At 43.8% G+C, this 20,836-nt stretch carries 19 protein-coding genes and 2 pseudogenes; 5 read left to right on the top strand and 16 right to left on the bottom strand.

Going from position 1 to position 20,836, the window contains the following annotated elements:
- Positions 1-59: 59 nt before the first annotated feature.
- The 3 genes from ACRRS1_RS10050 to ACRRS1_RS10040 all read right to left on the bottom strand — a co-directional run bounded on the left by ACRRS1_RS10050 (position 60) and on the right by ACRRS1_RS10040 (position 1,472).
- Complete coding sequence (locus ACRRS1_RS10050; RefSeq protein WP_432453323.1) at positions 60-692, bottom strand: LysE family translocator; 633 nt, start codon at positions 690-692, stop codon at positions 60-62.
- A gap of 176 nt (positions 693-868) precedes the next feature.
- Positions 869-1,084 (bottom strand): helix-turn-helix domain-containing protein, encoded by a 216-nt coding sequence (locus tag ACRRS1_RS10045; protein WP_432453324.1) that lies wholly within the window; start codon positions 1,082-1,084, stop codon positions 869-871.
- 1 nt (position 1,085) lies between these two features.
- The gene (locus ACRRS1_RS10040) at positions 1,086-1,472 is read right to left on the bottom strand and encodes a DUF2975 domain-containing protein (protein WP_432463300.1); all 387 of its coding nucleotides are present in this window, start codon (positions 1,470-1,472) and stop codon (positions 1,086-1,088) included.
- A gap of 75 nt (positions 1,473-1,547) precedes the next feature.
- On the opposite strand from ACRRS1_RS10040, the gene ACRRS1_RS10035 reads away from it, so the two are divergent.
- On the top strand, positions 1,548-2,540 hold the full coding sequence (locus ACRRS1_RS10035) for a transposase (protein WP_432467878.1): 993 nt from the start codon (positions 1,548-1,550) through the stop codon (positions 2,538-2,540).
- 211 nt (positions 2,541-2,751) lie between these two features.
- On the opposite strand, the pseudogene ACRRS1_RS10030 reads toward ACRRS1_RS10035, so the two are convergent.
- The 6 genes and pseudogenes from ACRRS1_RS10030 to ACRRS1_RS10005 form a co-directional block, all read right to left on the bottom strand.
- Positions 2,752-3,080, bottom strand: a pseudogene (locus ACRRS1_RS10030) (transposase); the annotation flags it as partial.
- A gap of 76 nt (positions 3,081-3,156) precedes the next feature.
- Positions 3,157-3,945: a Cthe_2314 family HEPN domain-containing protein gene (locus ACRRS1_RS10025; protein ID WP_432467879.1), complete on the bottom strand. Its 789-nt coding sequence runs from the start codon at positions 3,943-3,945 to the stop codon at positions 3,157-3,159.
- Positions 3,946-5,192: 1,247 nt separating this feature from the next.
- Positions 5,193-6,293, bottom strand: a complete 1,101-nt coding sequence (locus ACRRS1_RS10020; RefSeq protein ID WP_432452595.1) for an ISAs1 family transposase — start codon at positions 6,291-6,293, stop codon at positions 5,193-5,195.
- A 44-nt stretch (positions 6,294-6,337) separates the two neighbouring features.
- Complete coding sequence (locus ACRRS1_RS10015) at positions 6,338-6,676, bottom strand: hypothetical protein (protein ID WP_432467880.1); 339 nt, start codon at positions 6,674-6,676, stop codon at positions 6,338-6,340.
- Positions 6,677-7,041: 365 nt separating this feature from the next.
- Positions 7,042-7,956, bottom strand: a pseudogene (locus tag ACRRS1_RS10010) (IS3 family transposase); the annotation flags it as partial.
- Positions 7,957-8,183: 227 nt separating this feature from the next.
- On the bottom strand, positions 8,184-9,176 hold the full coding sequence (locus tag ACRRS1_RS10005) for a transposase (protein WP_432467881.1): 993 nt from the start codon (positions 9,174-9,176) through the stop codon (positions 8,184-8,186).
- A 478-nt stretch (positions 9,177-9,654) separates the two neighbouring features.
- On the opposite strand from ACRRS1_RS10005, the gene ACRRS1_RS10000 reads away from it, so the two are divergent.
- Positions 9,655-10,605: an IS110 family transposase gene (locus ACRRS1_RS10000; RefSeq protein ID WP_432467577.1), complete on the top strand. Its 951-nt coding sequence runs from the start codon at positions 9,655-9,657 to the stop codon at positions 10,603-10,605.
- Between the two features lie 34 nt (positions 10,606-10,639).
- Here the strand turns inward: ACRRS1_RS10000 and ACRRS1_RS09995 are convergent, their stop codons facing one another.
- Entirely contained in the window at positions 10,640-11,242 is a 603-nt protein-coding gene (locus ACRRS1_RS09995) for a hypothetical protein (RefSeq protein ID WP_432467882.1), read from the bottom strand.
- A 635-nt stretch (positions 11,243-11,877) separates the two neighbouring features.
- On the opposite strand from ACRRS1_RS09995, the gene ltrA reads away from it, so the two are divergent.
- A complete protein-coding gene (gene ltrA / locus ACRRS1_RS09990) occupies positions 11,878-13,209 on the top strand; it encodes a group II intron reverse transcriptase/maturase (RefSeq protein WP_432467883.1) in 1,332 nt (443 codons plus the stop codon).
- 68 nt (positions 13,210-13,277) lie between these two features.
- Here ltrA and ACRRS1_RS09985 read toward each other — a convergent pair whose 3' ends face one another.
- On the bottom strand, positions 13,278-13,625 hold the full coding sequence (locus ACRRS1_RS09985; RefSeq protein ID WP_432467884.1) for a hypothetical protein: 348 nt from the start codon (positions 13,623-13,625) through the stop codon (positions 13,278-13,280).
- Between the two features lie 234 nt (positions 13,626-13,859).
- On the opposite strand from ACRRS1_RS09985, the gene ACRRS1_RS09980 reads away from it, so the two are divergent.
- On the top strand, positions 13,860-14,825 hold the full coding sequence (locus ACRRS1_RS09980) for an integron integrase (protein WP_432467885.1): 966 nt from the start codon (positions 13,860-13,862) through the stop codon (positions 14,823-14,825).
- A 709-nt stretch (positions 14,826-15,534) separates the two neighbouring features.
- A complete protein-coding gene (locus ACRRS1_RS09975; protein ID WP_432453329.1) occupies positions 15,535-16,254 on the top strand; it encodes a DUF554 domain-containing protein in 720 nt (239 codons plus the stop codon).
- 47 nt (positions 16,255-16,301) lie between these two features.
- On the opposite strand, the gene ACRRS1_RS09970 is transcribed toward ACRRS1_RS09975, so the two are convergent.
- The 5 genes from ACRRS1_RS09970 to nifA form a co-directional block, all read right to left on the bottom strand.
- Complete coding sequence (locus ACRRS1_RS09970; protein WP_432467886.1) at positions 16,302-16,700, bottom strand: hypothetical protein; 399 nt, start codon at positions 16,698-16,700, stop codon at positions 16,302-16,304.
- A 218-nt stretch (positions 16,701-16,918) separates the two neighbouring features.
- Positions 16,919-17,542: a nitrogen fixation protein NifQ gene (locus tag ACRRS1_RS09965; protein WP_432459280.1), complete on the bottom strand. Its 624-nt coding sequence runs from the start codon at positions 17,540-17,542 to the stop codon at positions 16,919-16,921.
- A 10-nt stretch (positions 17,543-17,552) separates the two neighbouring features.
- Positions 17,553-17,819 carry a ferredoxin gene (locus ACRRS1_RS09960; protein WP_432459279.1) on the bottom strand — a complete coding sequence of 89 codons (267 nt, stop codon included), beginning with the start codon at positions 17,817-17,819 and terminating at the stop codon, positions 17,553-17,555.
- Positions 17,819-19,135, bottom strand: coding sequence for a nitrogenase cofactor biosynthesis protein NifB (gene nifB, locus ACRRS1_RS09955; RefSeq protein ID WP_432459278.1), 1,317 nt, complete (start codon positions 19,133-19,135; stop codon positions 17,819-17,821). Before nifB ends, ACRRS1_RS09960 begins: the two co-directional genes overlap by 1 nt.
- A 147-nt stretch (positions 19,136-19,282) precedes the next feature.
- Positions 19,283-20,836, bottom strand: coding sequence for a nif-specific transcriptional activator NifA (gene nifA / locus ACRRS1_RS09950; protein ID WP_432453334.1), 1,554 nt, complete (start codon positions 20,834-20,836; stop codon positions 19,283-19,285).

Below are 20,836 nucleotides of genomic sequence, written 5' to 3'. Positions count from 1 at the left end.
TTTAAATAAAGGGCTGCCGCTATTTGGCAGTCCGAGCATGTTTGCCTTGTTAGGCGCTTCTAAGCATTATTTGTAACTGTGGCTAATTTTAAAGCCAATGCTGCGAATACAGTGCCTGCGATACGGTTTAAATACACTTGAGCTTTCGGTGACTTTTGTAGCCAACCGCCTAAATGTCCTGCTGCTATGGCTATTGCACAAAAAATTACCAGTGCCACACACATGAACACGCCTCCGAGAAAGAAGATTTGAGGTGCAAGAGCACCTTCTTCTAGAGATGCAAACTGAGGTAAAAACGCCAAGAAAAATATCGTAACTTTTGGGTTAGTGATATTCATGATGATGCCCCGACGATAAAGGGCACCAATCGACTGCAAATTGGAGCCAGGTACTTGAAGTGCGCTAGTAGATGCACGGAATGCCTGCCATGCTAGGAATGCCAAGTAAATGGCACCTAATATTTTCAGAACCGTAAATGCAACGGCAGAGGTTTGAAAAATTGCAGCTACACCAAATGCCACAGCCGTTGTATGAACGATAAGCCCTGTACATAGGCCAAACGTAACGAGCACACCAGACTTTTTTCCGTACAGTGCTGATTGCATAAGCACAAATATATTGTCAGGCCCAGGGACTATGCTCAGCAATGCTGATGCAATCACAAAAACTGCTAATGATTCTATTGGTATCATTTCTTCGTCACCTCTTTCTGTACCTAAGGTTTTAAATAACAGTCAGCTACTTTTTGACTTTCGATTTTTATTACATATTTAACATGAATAGAATTATTATTTTTAAAATGATTAGATTTTTTGAAAAGTATGTCATCAACAATTTCAATCTATTTTATTAAAGGTTCACCCTTGTTTCATTTATCCTCTTCGGATTGGTATTCCAGCAAGTCACCAGGTTGACAGTTGAGTGCTGTGCAAATAGCGTCCAGTGTTGATAAACGAATTGCCTTTGCTTTACCTGTTTTTAGTATAGAAAGGTTTTGTTCAGAAATTCCGATGTGTTTAGCCAGCTCGTTTGATTTCATCTTACGTTTGGCCAACATTACATCTACGTTAATAATAATCGCCATGTTAAACGGTATATTCTTGTTCGTATTTCATTTCGACAGCTTCTTTCAGTACCCAAGAAATCAGTAATACCACAGAGCCAATAATTAAGTTAATCATATCAGAAGAGCCAAATCCTATGGTCACTAATCGCTCCCCAACAGGGTTTTGAAAGGTGAGAACTAAACCGAGTAAGGTATTCGATACTATGCCTACTGCAGTCCAAGCTAGTAAAGCAAATCCCATTCGTTTAAAACAGGTGACATTCTCATAGGAGAAGATGATGCCATGCTGGTAGAGGGTAAACAGTTTTCTTAAATGGATAACACCATATAACAGCACACTGATAGGCAATAAACAGACTAAAAACGCCAGCAGGCGAGTGGTTAAATCAATGCTAACAGAAAACAAGACACCCACTCCAACTAACGAAACGACTTTAATAGGCTAAACTATCAATAGTGATTTATTTGAGGAGTTATCATTATGCCTCGGTCAAGACGCTCGCAAGTGAGCTTATCGGATACCCCCTACTATCATTGTGTTTCCCGTTGTGTTCGACGGGCGTTTCTGTGTGGCGAAGACCAACAAACCGGTAAAAGCTATGAGCACCGTCGCCAGTGGGTCGAAGATTATTTACTCAAATTAGCGTCAGTGTTCGCCATTGATGTTTGTGCTTATGCTGTCATGAGTAATCATACCCACCTCGTGCTACATGTTAATCCGCAGCAAGCAGAAGCCTGGTCAATGGATGAAGTGTTAGAACGCTGGCATAGCTTGCATCAGGGCACCTTACTGACTCAGATGTATCTCAACCTTGAGTTACGTCCGCAGTTGAGTGAGGTGCAACTACAAGCCATTCGCGCCACCGCCGAAGTGTATCGCACTCGCCTGTATGACTTAAGCTGGTTTATGCGCCATTTAAACGAACACATTGCGCGAGCCGCCAATCAAGAAGACCAATGTACCGGTCGATTTTGGGAAGGACGCTTTAAATCCCAAGCGCTTTTGGATGAAGCCGCACTCATGGCGTGTATGGCTTACGTAGACCTAAACCCCATCAGAGCCAAGATGGCGAGCACACCAGAGGACTCGGCCCATACCAGCGTACAGCGACGAGCAAAAGCCGCTCAGCTAAAACAAGCCCAGGCAACAAACCTGTTTCCCTTTGTGGGTAACCCAAGAGAGCCGATGCCCCAAGGCTTACCCTTTGAGCTGAAAGACTACCTTGAGTTAGTCGATATGACCGGACGCATGGTAAGAGAAGATAAACGGGGTGACATCGACAGTGGCGAAAGTTCCATCATCCAACGCTTAGGGATAAATGAAGCACAGTGGCTGACTTTAAGCGGTGAGTTTGAACGGCACTTTTCTGGGGCTGTTGGTCAAGAGCGCTTGCTCAGACAATATCATCGGCATATGGGGCATCAACGAACGGCCGGTTTAAGTTGCAGCAAACGTTTGCTAAATCGCGCTTAAGCGCGAGCTTACTTTCGAACAATATCTTAATCATCAGCTTTGCTGAGGCGTGAATTGCCTCAGAAATCATCAAGATGAGTGATTAATGATGAATTCAGCCACCAATCAGCATGACAACAGCCTCAGAACTAAATAATTACAGTCGAATTACTTTCACAAACGGTGTTGCTGTCTCCATGGTTCTTATGATGGATGTCCATGCTCTTTTTCTTTTAATGCTGATGTGATAGTTCGCCACCGAACGCTGAGCCATCAATCGACGCTCACAGGGCTTCACCACTTTTTTGCCATCGCCTCTGAGATCACCTCTGCTTTAAGGCGTTCTTCCGCATACATCTTTTTAAGCCGTCGATTTTCATCTTCGAGTTCTTTCATCCGCGCCATAAGGGATGCGTCCATACCGCCGTATTTCGAACGCCACTTGTAAAAGGTTGCGTTGCTCATTCCATGCTCACGACAGAGCTCAGGAACAGGTGTACCAGCCTCAGCCTGCTTGAGAATAGATAAGATCTGACTGTCCGTGTAACGTGACTTTTTCATGTTGAATCTCCTGTATTTACTATACGAGAAAATTCTACTTTTGCATGGGATTAATTTTCGGGGGGATTACCATTAGCTATTTTTCTCTGTGGTAATTATGAAAGTGATGAGAAACTCCACTTTTAGAATTTATAGAAAGTTCATCATGCCTATCTCGGTAATGTACGTACAACTCATCAACTAACTCTATACAAGCCTGCATTGCTTCCTCAACTTCTTTAATTACAATGCTACAAATTTTATCTCTGGATTTTTCATAAACACTTATTAGATCATAACCATTAATCTGAGATTTATGTGCTTCTGCCCATGACATACTTTTGAATAGTTGGTCATCTTCGGTGTATAAATCACAAAATCCTTTATGCGCCCTCTCATTACGATCTAAACGAAGAGGAATACCAGTTCTATCTAGTGTTTTTAAATTTTCTAGAATATCTGAGTGGTTTTCTTTAAGTAATTTACTTAGCTGTTTTATATTGAGTTTATGATCTGGAAGCTCAAGCTCCAAAACCTCATTAACAAAATGAAAAGCAATATCACGCAGACTTGAAAATCTAAACAATGTTAAATCAACGATAGATTTAAGCCAATCGTGTCTATTAATATCCTGTACTGTAGATTTTAACGGAAGACTCTCAACGCCAAGCATTTGAGGAATAACTCTCAAATCTACAAATTGTTGCTCTAGAGCATCAAAGCGAATGCTAGTTAGATGAGCATAAGCCATGTGAGGGTCTGCTTCAGCAAACTCATCCCAATTTTTATACGGGTGATCATGAAGAAAATACATATTTATGGAGTCATAAAGTACACCTTTAAAAGTTGATTCTTCTAATCCCCACCAATGATACTCGTTGTTCATAACACTCCCAGAAGGTAACGAAGATAGCTAACGCTTTGCTAAGCGGCAATAAAATAGGTGGCTAAAATTAGCGAGGAACGAGCAAAAGCCAGCTGTTTTTTGTCCGTTTAAGCAACTTATGTACGCCCAGCATGGGCATGAACTAATGAGGTGAAAGTCCTCTGTAGGAAGGTCACCGATTAATAACACTTTGGTTATTAGACTCTAAGGAATCGCGAATGGCAAGGGCATTACCGCGAGGGAATGTCTGAAGGAAGCCGGACGCCTTTTTATCTAAAGAGAGGGCGAGCTGATGAACAAAAACATCATATGAGGCGTAGGCTGGAGGCGAGTTGGCACAAGACAACGAAGCCATGTGATCTAACGGCCACCGTAAATGATGCAGCAGTGCAGAGAAAAGAGAAAGTACATGTTCTACTTCTTATAAACAAAGAGTGGGGAGCTCTGCTTAACAGGCGATCGTTAAACTCACTAGCTTGGCCGCTAGCTCAAACAGGCCTGGCACTTAAGTCTCATCAACTTAAGTGAGCAAATACGATGAACAACGATAGCGCTATTTGGGGTAACTCAAACGGTGATTAAGCAGAAGTCCGCAGACGGCATAGTAGCCCAACGCCCATCGTAATGGTTGGGACATGGTGAAGGCCTGAACCTGAAAATCAATGAGGAGCCTGTGCAGCTCATTGTCTCCGTATCCGACCGGACTGAGGAGTCATGGCGCAAAAACAGAAGCCATCATTGGAATGCAAAGGAGCTAATCGGCCGTTGTATTTTAACCGTTTTCAGGAAACGCCCTGTGCGGAGCCGCATGCAGGGTGTTGTGGGGGCTGGAGGTTAAATTCCTCCGGCTACCCGATTAGCTTTTAAATGGCTCTAATTTTGCCATCCAAATAAACATTATAAAATTGAGTGTTAAGTTTGAATTGCTGCTCGTATGGGGATTCAAAGTTTATCTGCAGAGCCGTGGACATTTGTGAACTATTAAAAGCACAAGAAGTATATTTAGGTTTTACTTCACCACAAATTTTTTCTCGAAAAGCAAAAGGGTTTGGGTTATTTACCGTGGTCCTTAAATCAATAAGCTTTTGAAGTGGCGCGCTAGGATTAATCAAAGCGTTATACTTTGACAATGGTAAAATTGGTATCGCTGTTTCTTTATTCGGAGCTATTGCTAAGTTTTTAGGAGTATATTTTTCTCTAATTGAGTCTTTGGGTAAGTCACAGGGCGGGAGCATACTTTGATGGATTTATAACCCAAAGAAGACTCGTGCCCGATAATCGTCGCTCCATCCCGCTTTCTTCAACTTCACTTTGTGACTTGGCGCTCCACAATCGCATTGTTTGAGCATGTTCATCACAAAACGTCTAAATAGAGCTATGTTTTCCACCGCTCCGTCTAAAGTAATGCGAGAGTTATCCTCTTTAAAAACAACATCTAATACGTAATGCTGGCTGTTTTCAATTCGCCAATGCTGACGAATATAGTGGCCTAACAATTTGTGATTCGGTGACATTGAGCTTATGTAATACGAGGTATCTACAGTGCCTTTCCCATTTATCACGCGGTGGCGTTCCACTGCTATGATGCTTCTTACCGTTGGCCATTTCTTTGCTAACTCTTCGGGCAACTTGGCCTTTAGTTGAAAGACGTATCGCTCTTCGCTACGACCATGGTGTTTTTCTTTAATTTCAGTGACGACCTTCTCTTTACCAGCATCAAAGACGGCTTGAAACTGCTCAACAACAGCCGCTCTCAACTTTGGTTGGTTGTTTTTTACTTGAACGACAACATGAGCCTTCTTTTCTGCGATTTTCTCTAGTGTATCGCGCTGACAATGTAGAGCATCAACGGTGACAACACTGCCTTTTACGTTAATAACATCAAGCATTTGGCGCACAACGCTAATCTCGCCGTTCTTGTTCGCTGTCGGTTTCTGACTCAGAACGAGACCTCGTTCAGTATCATAGGCTGTAACCAATTGTAATGCTGTTTTCTTGTTATTTCGGTACGAGCCACGCAGTACTTTTCCGTCAAATGCGATGATGGCTCTGTTTTGACTCGTTCGCTGCTCGTTAATCCACAGAGCTAATGCCTCAAGCAAAGACTCCGCGACAACAGAACGCAAAATGCGTGCAATCGTGTGTCGTCTTGGGATCCCGTGTTCAAATGGTCTATATTTCCTCAGCCAGCCCAACTTCTCTTCTCCATAATATTCAATGTCTTGCCAGCCTTCACATCCTGATGCGATAGCACTGATAACAAGGAAAATCACGTCAATAAGGTCATGCTTTTGATTGATGTCAGATCGAGTATCCTCGACGACTGATAAATGTTCAATTATGTTCAAAATAACTATGTAGCTTAGGGTTTAGAGGTATTAGATCATATCTGTTAACAAAGTGCGATCCCGCCCTGGGGTAAGTCAAAAACTCTGTTTTCACCAAGCATTTTTATATTGATGTTTCTTGCTGTTACGTGCGAGGTGTTTTCGAGTATAACTACGATATATGGCTCAGGCTCTTGGTAAAAGTTTTGAAACTCAACACGTGCTATTTTCACTTCTGGTTTATTTTGTTCCTGTATTAACCTGTCTGAATATCCTACTTTATCTGGTAGTAACCATAAAGTTATCTGGATTGAAGCCATTATAAAGCCTAGAACACCACTCAAATATCCTATTTTTGAGAGCATTGTCCACTTTAGAAATTGTTTTTTACTTGGTATTAACATCGAACTATCCTTGAAAGCTAACGCCGCAATAAGCGGACTAAAATAGTTGGTTATAATGTAGAGCGAAGCGAAACGTAACCCACTGTTTTAGTTCCATTTAATTGCCTTGTGTACGCCCAGCATGGGCATGAACTAATGAGGTGAAAGTCCTCTGTAGGAAGGTCACCGTTTAATAACATTTTGGTTATTAAACGCTAACTACTAGCGAATGGCAAGGGCATTGCCGCGAGGGAATGTCTGAAGGAAGCCGGACGCCTTTTTATCTAAAGAGAGGGCGAGCTGATGAACAAGAACATCATATGAGGCGTAGGCTGGAGGCGAGTTGGCACAAGACAACGAAGCCATGTGCTCTAACGGTGTACTGGTCAACCCAAACTGGACACTTTTAGTTGAGAATTCTCAAACGCCACTGGTGATAAATCACCATTGGCCGAATGAAGCCGCTCTAAGTTGTAATACTTCATATAAGCAGCCACATCTTGCTTCATAAATTCTCGTGTTGGCTGATTAACTTTAAACAGCCAATCGTGTTTTAAACTTCCGAAGAATCGTTCAACGACGGCATTATCCCAACACGCTCCTACATCACCCATACTGGCTCGAATGCCAAAGCCAACTAATAACTTACGGTATTGTTTACTGGTGTATTGTGAGCCCCTATCACTGTGAAAGACTAGGCCTTTAGGCGGTTGACGTAAGTTGTAGGCTTTAATGAGTGCTTTGGATATTAAGTCTGTGGTCATCCGTTTATCAATATGCCAGCCAACAATTCTGCGAGAATATAAATCCATCACGACGGCTAAATACATCCAACCCTCGCCTGTTTTTAGGTAGGTCACATCACCAGCCCAAACCTGGTTAGCAGCGCTTGGGTTAAAGTTCATATTTAGTAAGTTATCAGCGACTGCGTCAGAGTGTTTACGCTGCGTTGTCACTTTATAAGCTTGTCGTTGGGTCACTTTCAACCGCAAGCGTTGCATCATTGTACGGACAGCATAGCGGCCTACTTGGTAGCCTTCTTTGCGCAATTTCTTCACCATCTCACGATTTCCCAGGCTACCTCGGCTTTTCTTGAATAACTGGCGAATACGGCGATAAAGCTTCAAAGTATCAAGGCTTATCACGTTCGCAGGGCGTTTAAGCCAATCGTAATAACCTGACTTACTCACGCACATGACTCGACATTGCAGCGCAACAGGGAACTGATTTGAGTGTTTTTTAATGAAGCGACATTTTACTTCATTTCTTTCGCAAAGAAGGCGCTTGCCTTTTTTAGGAATAAACTAGACACCCATTCTAAAAACAACAGAATAAACTAGACACCCATTCTAAAAACAAAACCAAAAATAACATCTTTCGCGACACTTAACCTAGGCTAAAGCTCAAAAAACTAAGCAATTTAACGAGATAAGTTTAAGTGCGTGGATGAACTTAGCCCTCACCATAAGCTAGGCGAGCCAAAGTCTCAACATGGCTGATGATTAGATAAAAAAACCAATGAAGGAAATTAAGCGCTGTTTAGCAAGCAGCGACTTCGAGCTAAACCCGTTGTGCGCTTATGGCCGAGGTGTTGGTGGTATTTCCGTAATCGGTGCTCTTTACCCACCGCTCCTGAAAAGTGCTGTTCAAACTCGCAACTTAGACTCAGCCATTGCTCTGCGGCTATGCCTAAGCGTTGCATCATGGGGCTGGCCTCTAGCTTGAGGTGGCCTCGTTTGTCTTCTCGAACCATACGACCAGTGCTATCAACCAATTCCAAATAATGGTGCAGTTGAAAAGGTAAGCCTTGTGGCATGTTGTTTCTTGGGTTACCCACAAAGGGAAACAGCGCTTTCGGTTGGGCTTTGTGTTGTTGTACTGCTTTAGCTCTTAACCTAACACTGGTGTGTTGAGAGGATTCGGGCGTTTTTGCCATTTTCGCCCTGACTGGGTTTAAATCGACATAAGCCATACAGGCCATTAGCGCAGCTTCATCCAGCAAGGCTTGAGATTTAAAACGTCCCTCCCAAAACCTGCCCGTGCATTGGTCTTCTTTATTGGCGTCTCTAGCAATATGTTCATTGAGCTGGCGCATAAACCAACTTAAGTCATAGAGACGCTGGCGGTAAACTTCGGCGGTATCATAAATGCATTGAAGCTGGCTTGCATCTAGTTGACGACGCCGTTCCCGGTTTAAATACATTTGAGTCAGTAAGGTGCCCTTGTGCAAGCGATGCCAGCGTTCAAGCACCTCTTGTATTGACCAAACCTCAGCTTGTTGTTGATTCACATGCAGTACGATATGCGTGTGATTGCTCATCACCGCATAGGCGCACACATCAATGGCGAACACCTCCGCCAACTTTAGCAAATAGTCTTCTACCCATTGGCGACGATGGTCATAACTGTTGCCTGTTTGCTTATCCTCACCACACAAATAAGCCCGACGTACACAGCGGGAAACACAGTGGTAATAAGGCGTATCATCCAAGCTTACTTGCGATTTTCTAGGCTGAGGCATAACAACCACTCGACGCGAAGGCTTTACTTAAGCGTAGAAGCGTGGCGAATATTTCGCCACAATCATGGGTGTCTAATATAATTCTACATAGCTTAGCACCACACAAGACGGGGAAGGGTTTCGCGCCGTTCAACCTGTCTTAGCCAAACTCGCCTTGGGAAAAGTAACAGGACCTTGGCCCCGCCAACATAAACACCGTTATTTACTATAGAAGGGAGCATCGGGCTTGTTCAACACCCGAATAAGGTGTCGGCTGCGCGACACCTATTCTTGTTGTATGGATAATTATTAAGAAATATGAGTAAAGTGAGACTCAGGCTTAAGCAGCAACTTAAGCTTCTATTTAATAGCTCGATATTCTTAAGGCTCCTTTCAAAGGCCGATAACAAACGTGAGCATTAAGTGGAACTCCAAGCACCACACTCGAATAGTCTACAGGGTCTAGAACCCGTATTACGCAATATAGAGTCAGCTTATTATGAATACAGTAACAAATAAATGTATTAACGTCGGTGTCGATACAGGTAAAGAACAACTTGATGTTTATATTAGACCCCTCGACATTTTCTTCACTGTCTCCAACGATGATAAAGGTATCAAGCAAGCAATAAAAATCATTCAAAAACACACGCCATTACGAGTCGTGATTGAAGCTACAGGTCGATTAGAAATGCCTTTTATTATAGCTTGTCACAATGGCAAACTACCTTATGTAATAGCCAACCCTGTTCATGTAAGACGTTTTGCAGGCGCTATCGGGCAGAGGGCTAAAACAGACAAACTTGACGCAAAACTTATCGCGCACTACGCCGAAGCTATAAAGCCCAATTTAACTACACTAAAGCCAGATTCTATGCGACTCATGGCAGATTTAGTCATCCGAAGAAACCAGCTTCTTTCGATGCAAACAATGGAAAAAAATCGCATGAAAATTATGCCCTCGCAACTCATTCTGACGATTAAACCTATTTTAACTGCGTTTAAAAATCAGATAGAGAAAATTGAAAGCAAGATTATCAAGCTAATTGAAAGTAACCCTGAGTATCAAGCCAAGAATGAGATATTACAAAGCATGCCAGGAATAGGGAAAATTGCAGCGGCGTCTATCATTAGTAACCTTCCAGAGTTAGGGTTAATAACCAATAAACAAGCCTCATCTCTCGTCGGAGTGGCCCCAATGAACCGAGAAAGTGGCCGCTATAAAGGGCTCAGAAAAATTCAAGGGGGACGAGCTCAAGTAAGAACCGTTTTATACATGGCCATGATGTCAGCCATCCAATGTAACCCCATTTTTAAGAGCACATATCAGAGGCTTTTAGCTGAAGGGAAACCTAAAAAAGTAGCCATCATTGCATGCGTAAGAAAGATGGTAACCATCCTAAACTCAATGCTACGAGATGGCGCCTTATGGGATGCAAAAATAATTTAATCTAACTTATTGACACCATAGTCGTTTGTTATAGCTATGCTGCCGTAGCTCTTTGGTACTGCTCTTTAACAGAATAAATGGCAGGATTGATCTTTTGACTAAATGCTTTCTGTCTCTCCGCCACTACATCCATACCGTCTGAATCAGAAAGATTATTGAGGTAGTTTAATTGACCCATGATTTCACTCATCGAAGACCCGAGCTTGTCATCTTTATCAAAGAAAATTGCATTCCTTAAATGATACTCTCTAAGTTCTTCGAATACCTTTGAAGCTTCGACTAGTTTCTGTGGATCTCGTGATTGAGTATGTACGGTATAAGGCACTACATAGCTTTCAACCAAGGACTGAATTTTACCAAGTTTATCGAAGGCACCGCTCAACACTTCCAACTTTTTTTCGTAGTTCTTTTGTGAGCGATGTGATTGGGCAGAAAGTTCTGCTTGCAATGAGGCAAGTTTTTCAGCATTGGAATGCTTAATGTCTTCAAAGCGCCTCTCATTTTCTTGAGAATATTGTTGTAGGCTCAATGTGTGCTGACGGTTAACTCTAGCTACGTACACAACTCCCAAAAAGCTTAGCAGTGATCCTATTGCCGCGACGATAACCCCATAAAACCTAATCTCTTCCATTGTCATTTAATACTTCCTAATTTGAATAGCTATAACGCTCAGCTAAACGGTGAAGCAAAGTGGGCGCATATTTTTGCTTCGCAAAAAATGTGCTGACTTTGCGGAATCCGATTGAGCTGCTTGTGTACGCCCAGCATGGGCATGAACTAATGAGGTGAAAGTCCTCTGTAGGAAGGTCACCGTTTAATAACACTTTGATTATTAAACGCTAACTACTAGCGAATGGCAAGGGCGTTACCGTGAGGGAATGTCTGAAGGAAGCCGGACGCAAATCTGCGAGCTGATGAACAAAAACATCATATGAGGCGTAGGCTGGAGGCGAGTTGGCACAAGACAACGAAGCCATGTGATCTAACGGCCACCGTAAATGATGCAGCAGTGCAGAGACAGTGCATGTTCTTATCTGGGGAGATCTGCTTAACAGGCGATCGTTAAACTGACTAGCTTGGCCGCTAGTTCAACAGGCCTGGCACTTAATTCTCATCAACTTAAGTGAGCAAATACGATGAACAACGATAGCGCTATTTGGGGTAACTCAAACGGTGATTAAGCAGAAGTCAGCAGACGGCATAGTAGCCCAACGCCCATCGTAATGGTTGGGACACGGTGAAGGCCTGAACACTTAGAATAAAGGAGGAGCCTTGTTAAACTTGAACACCCATTCGCCGGCCGGCGTAGATGCGATTCAGCGTAATAACTCGCAGCCAACCTTTAGCCAACATCTATTCGAACATATGCTAACGCGGCAGAATATTCAGCTCGCGTGGCAAGGTGTTCGAGCCAATAAAGGGGCTGCTGGAGTGGATAACATGTCCATTGATGCATTTCCTTCTTGGGCAAAACTACACTGGAAGCAGGTTGCTGCTGCGCTGCGTAATGGCCAGTATCAGCCTAAACCGGTTCGCCGTGTGGAGATTGACAAACCCGATGGCGGTAAACGCCAACTGGGGATCCCAACGGTGCTAGACCGTGTTATTCAACAGGCCATAGCTCAAGTGCTTACGCCCATTTTTGACCCTAGTTTCTCAGCTAATAGCTTTGGATTTAGGCCAAACAAGAATGGGCAGCAAGCGGTGAAGCAAGTTCAAGGCATCATCAAGCAAGGCCGACGTTTTGCGGTTGATGTGGACTTATCTAAATTCTTTGACCGAGTTAACCATGATCTGCTCATGAGTCAGCTGGGAAATCGAGTTCAAGATAAACGGCTACTTACACTGATTGGAAAATACCTGAGAGCGGGTTTTATCCATAACCAGTGCTATCAGGAAAGTCGAGAAGGTGTACCGCAAGGGGGACCATTATCGCCCTTGCTGGCCAATATCATGCTCGATCCATTGGACAAAGAGCTGGAAAAGCGAGGGCACAAGTTTGCTCGTTACGCCGATGATTTTACCATTTTGCTGAGAAGTCAGCGTGCGGGTGAACGAGTGCTTACGAGCATTAGTAGCTTCTTGCAACGGCGCTTAAAACTTGTGGTTAATACAGCCAAAAGTCAGGTGGTTAAAACGGCGAAGAGTAAGTTCTTAGGGTTTACCTTTAAAGCGGGACGGCTGCAAATTCACGCCAAAACGTTACACCGTTTTAAACAACAAATTAGGCGTCTAACAAACCGTAACTGGGGCGTGTCGATGGGCTATCAGCTATTTAAAGTAAGCCAATACTTGCGAGGATGGATAAACTACTTTGGGATCGCGAATTGCTATCAACTGTGCGTAGATCTAGATCACTGGATAAGGCGCAGAGTGCGAATGGCCTACTGGCGACAGTGGCGAAAACCGAGAACCAAAGTAAGAAATCTGATGCGTAGAGGAGTACATGTTCAAGCCGCGGTAGCCTGTGGCATAACCAGTAAAGGCCCATGGAGAAGCTCGAAAACACCGGGGATCCAACAAGCATTATCGAATGCTTATTTAGCATCCCAAGGTCTATTTGCGCTTCGAGATGGATGGATTAAGCTTCACCATTCTAAGTGAAACGCCCTGTGCGGAGCCGCATGCAGGGTGTTGTGGGGGCTGGAGGCTAGATACCTTCGGCTACCCGATTAGCTGCAAAACGACGTGTCACAAAAATATATATGACTAATTTTAGGGTAATTATTTGCACCTAATTGATGGCAACCTGCAAGTTGTAAAGAAACTTTCTGCTGAGCAACCTTAGCACTCAGTAAAACTGATATAAGCTTATCGTGACTTTCGTCAGGGGTATGCAGAAAATAATAATTTTGTGTTTCGCATGATTCGGCTGCCTTCATGCTTTCCAGTCTTACTCGTACTCCATCAGTTCCAAAAGTTAATGCCGTAATAACAGATGGGTCAGAGTAACTTTCAGCAATTGAAGTTGAAGAAAAGCTTAATAGTGCAATTGCAATTAAATGACGAATTTTTAACATTTTGCCTCCTTATGGCAGCTAACAGTATATTAATATGCAAATTCCCACCTTTCACGCATGCGAAGTTACCACCTATCACGCACCACAGAAATTCACGCACCCTTTAATATTTAAATTTATCAACAGCATATCAGTGAATCACCATTTTGACCATGCGTGAAAAATGGTAATGCATTTGCAGAAAGATGGGAACCCATTGAACTGTATATAAAAAAACAGTGTCGGGTGCTATTTATGTCATCTCCATTTTTGACTTATATCAGCGAACATATGCGTACGCGCCACTATCGTGAGGCAACTATCAAAACCTATTTGCTGAGGATCAAACGTTTCATCATTTTCAATCATAAGCGGCATCCTAGCGAATTGCATAACCAACAGGTCGAGGCCTTCCTATCTCACATGGCGAGTGCACAGCATTTAGCGCCAAAGACCCAAGCGATTGCATTAAATGCATTGGTTTTTCTTTACCAAGACATCATCAACCACCCCTTATCACTCGCGTTAAATTTTCAGCCAAGCCACCAGCAAACTAAGTTACCAGTCGTTTTAACACAGGCAGAAATTGAACGTCTTTTAGCGGCATTATCACCTCCCAATCTTTTATTAGCTCAACTAATGTACGGTAGTGGCTTACGCAAAATGGAAGCTCTAAGGCTACGAGTAAAAGATATTGATTTTGATTACCTTGGCCTCACTATTTGGGATGGGAAAGGCGGTAAGCATAGAAGAGTAACCCTAGCCAGAAATTTACTCCCCGCCTTAAAGCAACAAATATCAATCAGTGAACAGTATTACCTTAGTGATAAAACCAATCTGGAATATGCAGGAGTATATTTGCCCTACTCATTATCCAAAAAGTACCCCAAGGCTGCTTTTGAATTAAGCTGGCATTACCTTTTCCCTTCTAGTCGCTTAAGTTACGAGCACGGTGCTAGGCACTTGCGCCGCCACTACCTCGATCCCTCTAACATTAGCCGAGCTATAAAACAGGCAAAACACCAAGCAAAAATAAGCAAAGCAATTACTTGCCATACCCTTCGCCACTCTTTTGCTACCCACCTATTACAAGCAGGTGCCGATATTCGCACTATCCAGGCCCAACTAGGGCATAGTGATATTCGTACGACGCAAATTTATACTCATGTTTTGAATATGGGCGCTGATGGCGTCACCAGCCCCTTAGATCGTTTAACCTAAGACGCGTGGCATAAGCGATAAATAACTTTTTACTTGGCCACAAAAACGAGCGCCTACCTAAGGCGGAAAAAACTTACATTTGTGCCCCTATTGACAGTTTATCACACAAATTGTCCCCAAATTTTGGGTGGTAGCTGTGCTAAGAGAATCACATGATGGCTATCCTCCTAAGCACCATCATCCAGACTGGGCCTTGAAGAGGCGATATTTCCTTTTACTTTGCCTGTTATACAGACTATTTAGACTTCACGATCGAGTCTAGCAGAAACTAGAAGGGTCAATCTTATTTGAGCAACAGCGCCCCAACCCACAGAAACGTTCTACCTACATTGGGATCGTCATCTAGGAAGACACCATGATAAATACTGTCTGTTTGAATATTCTACGCCCCCCTGATGAGTAAAATTAAACTAAGATTAAATAATTCTCTGTAAAAACAAAGGGAATAATCAATTTACCCAAGCTAAATCAAAATACATGACATAGCCTATGATAGAATCACCACTTTCTATCGGAGCTTGTCCTACAAATCTGTTCGCTCCTCCGATACATGGTCTTACTGAACTATCAGTTTACTTTCAACGCGGGCCCTTTTCGCTACTTAGCAAAGCTAATTAGCGCTCTCGCTATGCGGCTTATGAATTGAACCTGCGGTCGAAACCTATCTTTACGCAAACTGATATTGCTTTATTCAAGGAGAAATTAACCAATGATGATTGGTCCAATTATGAACAGTTGCGCGATTATTTTAGGCGGCTTAGGTGGCGCGTCTTTGGCTCGTTATATTCCCAAACGGCTCCAAAAAGGTTTACCTGCCACATTTGCTCTGTCGGCTATCGCAATTGGTATTTCGATGATTGTTAAAGTCAATAATCTCACCGTGGTCGTGATGGCCTTAATCTTAGGCACCGCTTTAGGCGAATTAATTTACCTTGAATCAGGCGTAAGCAAAGCGGCTAGTTTTATCCAGCGTAAATGCGAAGGTTTTTTGCCACTGCCTAGAGGCTTAAGCAAACAAGAGTTTTCCCATCAGTTTACCGCGCTGATTGTATTGTTTGGGGCCAGTGGATTGGGGGTCATCGGGGCCATGACCGAAGGTCTCAATGGCAACTACCAACTGTTATTAGTGAAATCATTGATGGATTTCGTCACCGCGATGATCTTTGCGGTCACGTTGGGGCCTGGAGTGGTATTACTCGCGGTCGTACAGTTTGTTGTTCAAGCCTCACTATTCTTGCTAGCTCAATCGATTATGCCTTACATGGACGCTATTGCTTATGCAGATTTCTCGGCGGTGGGCGGTATTATCATGCTCGCAGTTGGATTACGTATCGCAAAAATCATGCACTTTGCAGTGGTAAACTTTTTACCTGCGCTGATCTTAGTATTACCATTTACCTATTTATGGCGTGAATTTTTCCCAACGTAACAGCAATAAAGCGACGGGTAGTCGACGACTACCCTAACGGATAGCCTTTAAGACTCTGTTTTTTCAGCCTGAAGCCAAAACTCATTCGATTTGAAAGCGTAACGATAAGCAGGAAGCAATAATAATAAATAAGCCAAGCCACCAAACACCGCGCCAAAAACTGCAGGGCCAGAGGGATTCGCAACAAACAAATCCGACATAAACGAAATTTCAACCACAAACTGACAGGCTAAAATCGGCATCGCAATACAAAATGCGACTTGCCAAATTTTCTTAGCGCCAATGATCGCGTTGTAGGCATAGCCAAAAAACGGTACTAACATTACCGCACTCGCCACTAGCCCCAATACACCAAGTAAATCAACCGAATCAGAAGTTGGGACGCTAAAAAAATCAGAGGTTGTTAATCCAGCTAACAACCAAAAAATAACTTTCCACTTAAGCAACTTAGTCCCCTTAAACGTTATCACCCCTAACTGAGGCTAAAATCGGAGACTAAAATAACTAACTTAGAGGCAGCTGCCAACTGTTTTCCCCCTGAACCAAGCACACAACAACGATTTAGCCGTTTAACTGCCGGTTTATACCCGTAATACTTAAACAATCCGCCTCAGCGCTCGCTTCACCGTAATACGACTAACACCGTTTCAAAAAGCCGTTAGCCCTACACAAAACACTCGTCGTAGCTACTACACTCGCCACAACTGGGAGCACGGCAAATATAATCCCCTCCCTGTTCACATAAGCTGCGATAAAAGAAGCGTTTCCAGCGCATATTTTCGTGGTTTAAGGCATGTAACTGAGGAAAATTATGCTTAATCAAAGCACTTAGATCGCTACGCTGCTTAAGACCCAAACTCCGCCAAAGATGGGATGCAGACAAACTGGCACTGGCCAGCACGATTGCCATTTCTAAAGCAAAGGGCTCATCTTGGTTAGCGTACTGAAACAATAACGCTATCAGCTCATTACGCTCCTTAGCACGCAAATCAATGAGTTCATCTAAGGTATCGGCGCGTTTACGTAAGAGGCTATGCACTGGTTTAAGCCAAGCACGTTCTTGCTTATCAACCGTACCGCTACAAATTGCGCGCTTAAGCTCCAAATAACTCGCATTGTCTAAACCCAGACCATGCGGTAAAGCAGTATCGCCCTTGAGTTGCGCTAAGATGATTTGGCGAAACCAATGTCGGTTTGCCACCGACAAAGGCTTACAGATGTTAGATAATGCTTCTAACCAACTTGCCCCAATAAACGGGGTTTGTAGATGGGTGTTTGCACTACTCATATCAACACTCCTACTTCGCAATGGTAATAATACGACTCTGCGGTGGCAAACCACACAGCGAACCGGGAGGGTTCAGCGCCACCCCTTCGCTATCGGTGATCGCCGTTTCCACCGGACAAATTTGTGCGCACTGCGGTCCATGAACATTGTTCGCGCATTCGTTACAGCGATGCGCCACAATACTAAAACCCTGTTCACTAGCCTTCACGGCGTTGTTGGGGCAAACCTCTTTACAGGCGAAACAGCCAATACAGGCTTGAGTGATGGTTAAAGCCATTAGCCACACTCCTTCGAATTGCAAGCCGAAGACCCAGCCAAACTTGCAAGCAAGTCCGCCTGCAACTGCTGCAAACTTGGCTGGATATCACGAAGGGCAAATTGCGTATTTACCGTGATGCCTAATTCTTCTAGTTCCTGACGAGGGCTTAAACCGATCCGGCTACAGAGCAACACATCAAACTCACTTAATAGACTCAGCTCTCGGCGGTTGTCTTCTAGCGCTTCATCGCAGCTGCTACTGCCTTCGCAATATTGTTGCCAACTAAACGCCGCTTGCTGAGTGATACCGTCTGGCGTAATTACATAATGTTGAAACTGATTGGCATGGCCAAAGTGTTGATCGACCAGTTGCTGACTTTGACTCGCCACCGCCACCCGAATTTGTTGCACAGGTTGCGCCACTTTCGAGCCAAGAGCTTCGAGATCGAGATCTTGCCCCAGCTTACCCACTGCATCAGCACGACACTGCTGACAATGAGTCATTTGCTGCATACTTTGCCCGGCCAAAGTACGCGCCTGATTTAACTGTTCTTTGTTGGGTTCGGCTTGGCCCTTTAATCCAAAATAAGTGCCATGAGCAGGATCCGAAATCAGCGGCATAATATTGTGAATAAACGCGCCATAACGCCCCAGCTCCATGGCCAATGCCTCGATGTGCTGGTCATTGATGCCGGGGATCAATACCGTATTCACCTTCACTAACATACCGGCATTTATGGCGGCTTCTAAACCCAGTAGCTGCTGGTCGATTAAGGCCTGCGCGCCTGCCCGCCCACGCAAACGCTGCTGCTTGAAATAGACCCAAGGGTAAATCTTTTCTCCAATTGCGGCATCGATACAGTTAATGGTGATAGTGAGGTGTTTCACCCCGACAGCAAGTAACTTGTCCAAATGGTCAATCAAGGCGAGACCATTGGTCGAAATACATAAGTGCACATCGGGATCGACCGCGGCAATTGCTTTTAAACTCGCAATGGTCGCCTTGGGATTTGCCAATGGATCTCCCGGCCCTGCAATACCTACAACTCTGGTTTCTGGGACGTGTTGCTTTACCTTCGCAAAGCGCTTCGCCGCCATCGCTGGCGAGAGTAGTTTAGACACCACTCCGGGACGCGTTTCATTGCTACAATCAAATTTTCTGTTGCAATAGTTGCATTGAATATTACAAGCGGGCGCAACCGGAAGGTGCATCCTCGCGTATTGATGTCCCTCTTTTGAAAAACACGGATGGGTGGCAACCAAAGCCGTTTGAATATCGGCTTTTGATTGGGAAGAACTGGCCGTCGCGCCATGATTAAGTTGCTGGATTTTCATAAAGAGCTTCCCTAAATTGACTTAACTTAGAGTCTGCAAAGCGCATTCCAGAAAATATAATCATTAAAAACAACAGGTTAAGCAAAATCATTCAGGTAAAAAACTAACAACTGTCGCATTTGTCACAAATGCGACAGTACATTTTTGTCAAAGCTGACGCATATTAATATTCATCACTTGGATCCGGTAAGCAATTTGCCGAGGAGTCATGTTTAGTAAGCGAGCCGCCTTCGCTTGTACCCAACCCGCTTGCTCCAAGGCCGCTATCACTCGTTCCCGTTCGTCCATCTCTGAATCGTCTAACAGCGCTTTGTCTGCACCGATACTCGGTCGGCGAGTAAAACTTTGGCCTTCAAGACCATCAATCACGATGAGATCCTGATCAATCATACCGCTTTCACTCATCACCGAGGCGCGCTCCAATAAATTTTCTAGTTGGCGCACATTACCCGGCCAATCGTAAGCCATCATCATTCGGATGGCACTATCGGTTAATGACAACTTTCGACGCTGCTGCTTACTCAATTTTTCGATTAAAAAATCAGCGAGTTCAGGTAAATCTTCAATCCGATCTCGTAGTGGTGGTGGGAACATCGGCATCACATTCAGTCGATAATACAAATCTTCCCTAAAGCGTTCTTGTTTTACTTCTTCTTCTAGATTGCGATTGGTTGCAGCTAAGATCCGTACATCAACATGCAGAGTTTGAGTACTACCAATACGCTCAAATTCACCTTCTTGTAAGACTCTTAATAGCTTCGCCTGAAAGGCCGCTGATATTTCACCGATTTCATCCAAGAACAAAGTACCACCGTCGGCCATTTCAAAACGACCTTTACGCTGCTTCACTGCCCCAGTGAAAGCTCCTTTTTCATGACCAAATAACTCCGATTCTAATAAGTTATCTGGTAAGGCTGCGCAATTGAGCTTAATGAAAGGCCCAGTAGCTCGCGGGGAATTATAATGGATCGCGTTGGCAATCAACTCTTTACCGGTACCCGACTCTCCACGAATTAATACTGTGCTATCCCATTTTGACACTAAACGAATTTGTTCAAAGACCTTACGCATCACCTGACTATGACCAACGATGTTGTCTAAGCTGTAATTACTTCTCACTTTCCGTCGCAGTCGATCGCGCTCTGCTTCTAACTGAGTCGTTTGCACTGCCACGTCTTTTGCCAACAATACACTTTTAGCAATAAGGTTAGCGGTCATTTCTAAAAAACGGGTAAAGGATGCCAATTTTTGAGGATCATCCAGTTGCGGCTGAGCAGCAAGTACCCCGAGCACTTCACTTGATTTCTTTATTGGCACCGCTATAAAAGGCAGATCTAGGGCGTATAAGTCTAACTTGTCGGCAAAACGTAGATCATTGGAAACACGACTCAGCACGATCGGCTGTTTTTGGGTTAACACCGTTCCGACAATGCCTTCACCGGGACGATAGCGCACATTTTTAGTAATGCTGTCACTAATATGACTCGGTGTGTGTACCGTATCGATGGTCAACATTTGGTCATTTTCGGCAATAAGCGCCAACATCGCATGCTGAAGCATGGCCTTTTCGTGCAGCACCTGTAGCACCTTAGTGACACTTTGTTTGTAGTCTAAACTGTCGGTAAGTACGCTACTCACCTCGTAGAGCGCCAACAAGTGTTGTTCGGCTATTTTTGATTCTCTCGCGGTTGAATATTCCAT

Source organism: Agarivorans sp. Z349TD_8 (assembly GCF_050870825.2).
Lineage (GTDB): Bacteria > Pseudomonadota > Gammaproteobacteria > Enterobacterales > Celerinatantimonadaceae > Agarivorans.
This window is presented reverse-complemented; position numbering and strand designations above follow the sequence as displayed.

Coding starts and splice junctions, on each gene's coding strand:
- ACRRS1_RS10000 (WP_432467577.1), top strand. CDS start 9,655: ATGAATACAGTAACAAATAAATGTATTAACGTCGGTGTCGATACAGGT.
- ACRRS1_RS10035 (WP_432467878.1), top strand. CDS start 1,548: ATGCCTCGGTCAAGACGCTCGCAAGTGAGCTTATCGGATACCCCCTAC.
- nifB (WP_432459278.1), bottom strand. CDS start 19,135: ATGAAAATCCAGCAACTTAATCATGGCGCGACGGCCAGTTCTTCCCAA.
- ACRRS1_RS09985 (WP_432467884.1), bottom strand. CDS start 13,625: ATGTTAAAAATTCGTCATTTAATTGCAATTGCACTATTAAGCTTTTCT.
- ACRRS1_RS09965 (WP_432459280.1), bottom strand. CDS start 17,542: ATGAGTAGTGCAAACACCCATCTACAAACCCCGTTTATTGGGGCAAGT.
- ACRRS1_RS10005 (WP_432467881.1), bottom strand. CDS start 9,176: ATGCCTCAGCCTAGAAAATCGCAAGTAAGCTTGGATGATACGCCTTAT.
- ACRRS1_RS10050 (WP_432453323.1), bottom strand. CDS start 692: ATGATACCAATAGAATCATTAGCAGTTTTTGTGATTGCATCAGCATTG.
- ACRRS1_RS09960 (WP_432459279.1), bottom strand. CDS start 17,819: ATGGCTTTAACCATCACTCAAGCCTGTATTGGCTGTTTCGCCTGTAAA.
- ACRRS1_RS10015 (WP_432467880.1), bottom strand. CDS start 6,676: ATGTTAATACCAAGTAAAAAACAATTTCTAAAGTGGACAATGCTCTCA.
- ACRRS1_RS09980 (WP_432467885.1), top strand. CDS start 13,860: ATGTCATCTCCATTTTTGACTTATATCAGCGAACATATGCGTACGCGC.
- ACRRS1_RS09975 (WP_432453329.1), top strand. CDS start 15,535: ATGATGATTGGTCCAATTATGAACAGTTGCGCGATTATTTTAGGCGGC.
- ACRRS1_RS10025 (WP_432467879.1), bottom strand. CDS start 3,945: ATGAACAACGAGTATCATTGGTGGGGATTAGAAGAATCAACTTTTAAA.
- ACRRS1_RS09995 (WP_432467882.1), bottom strand. CDS start 11,242: ATGACAATGGAAGAGATTAGGTTTTATGGGGTTATCGTCGCGGCAATA.
- ACRRS1_RS10045 (WP_432453324.1), bottom strand. CDS start 1,084: ATGGCGATTATTATTAACGTAGATGTAATGTTGGCCAAACGTAAGATG.
- nifA (WP_432453334.1), bottom strand. CDS start 20,836: ATGGAATATTCAACCGCGAGAGAATCAAAAATAGCCGAACAACACTTG.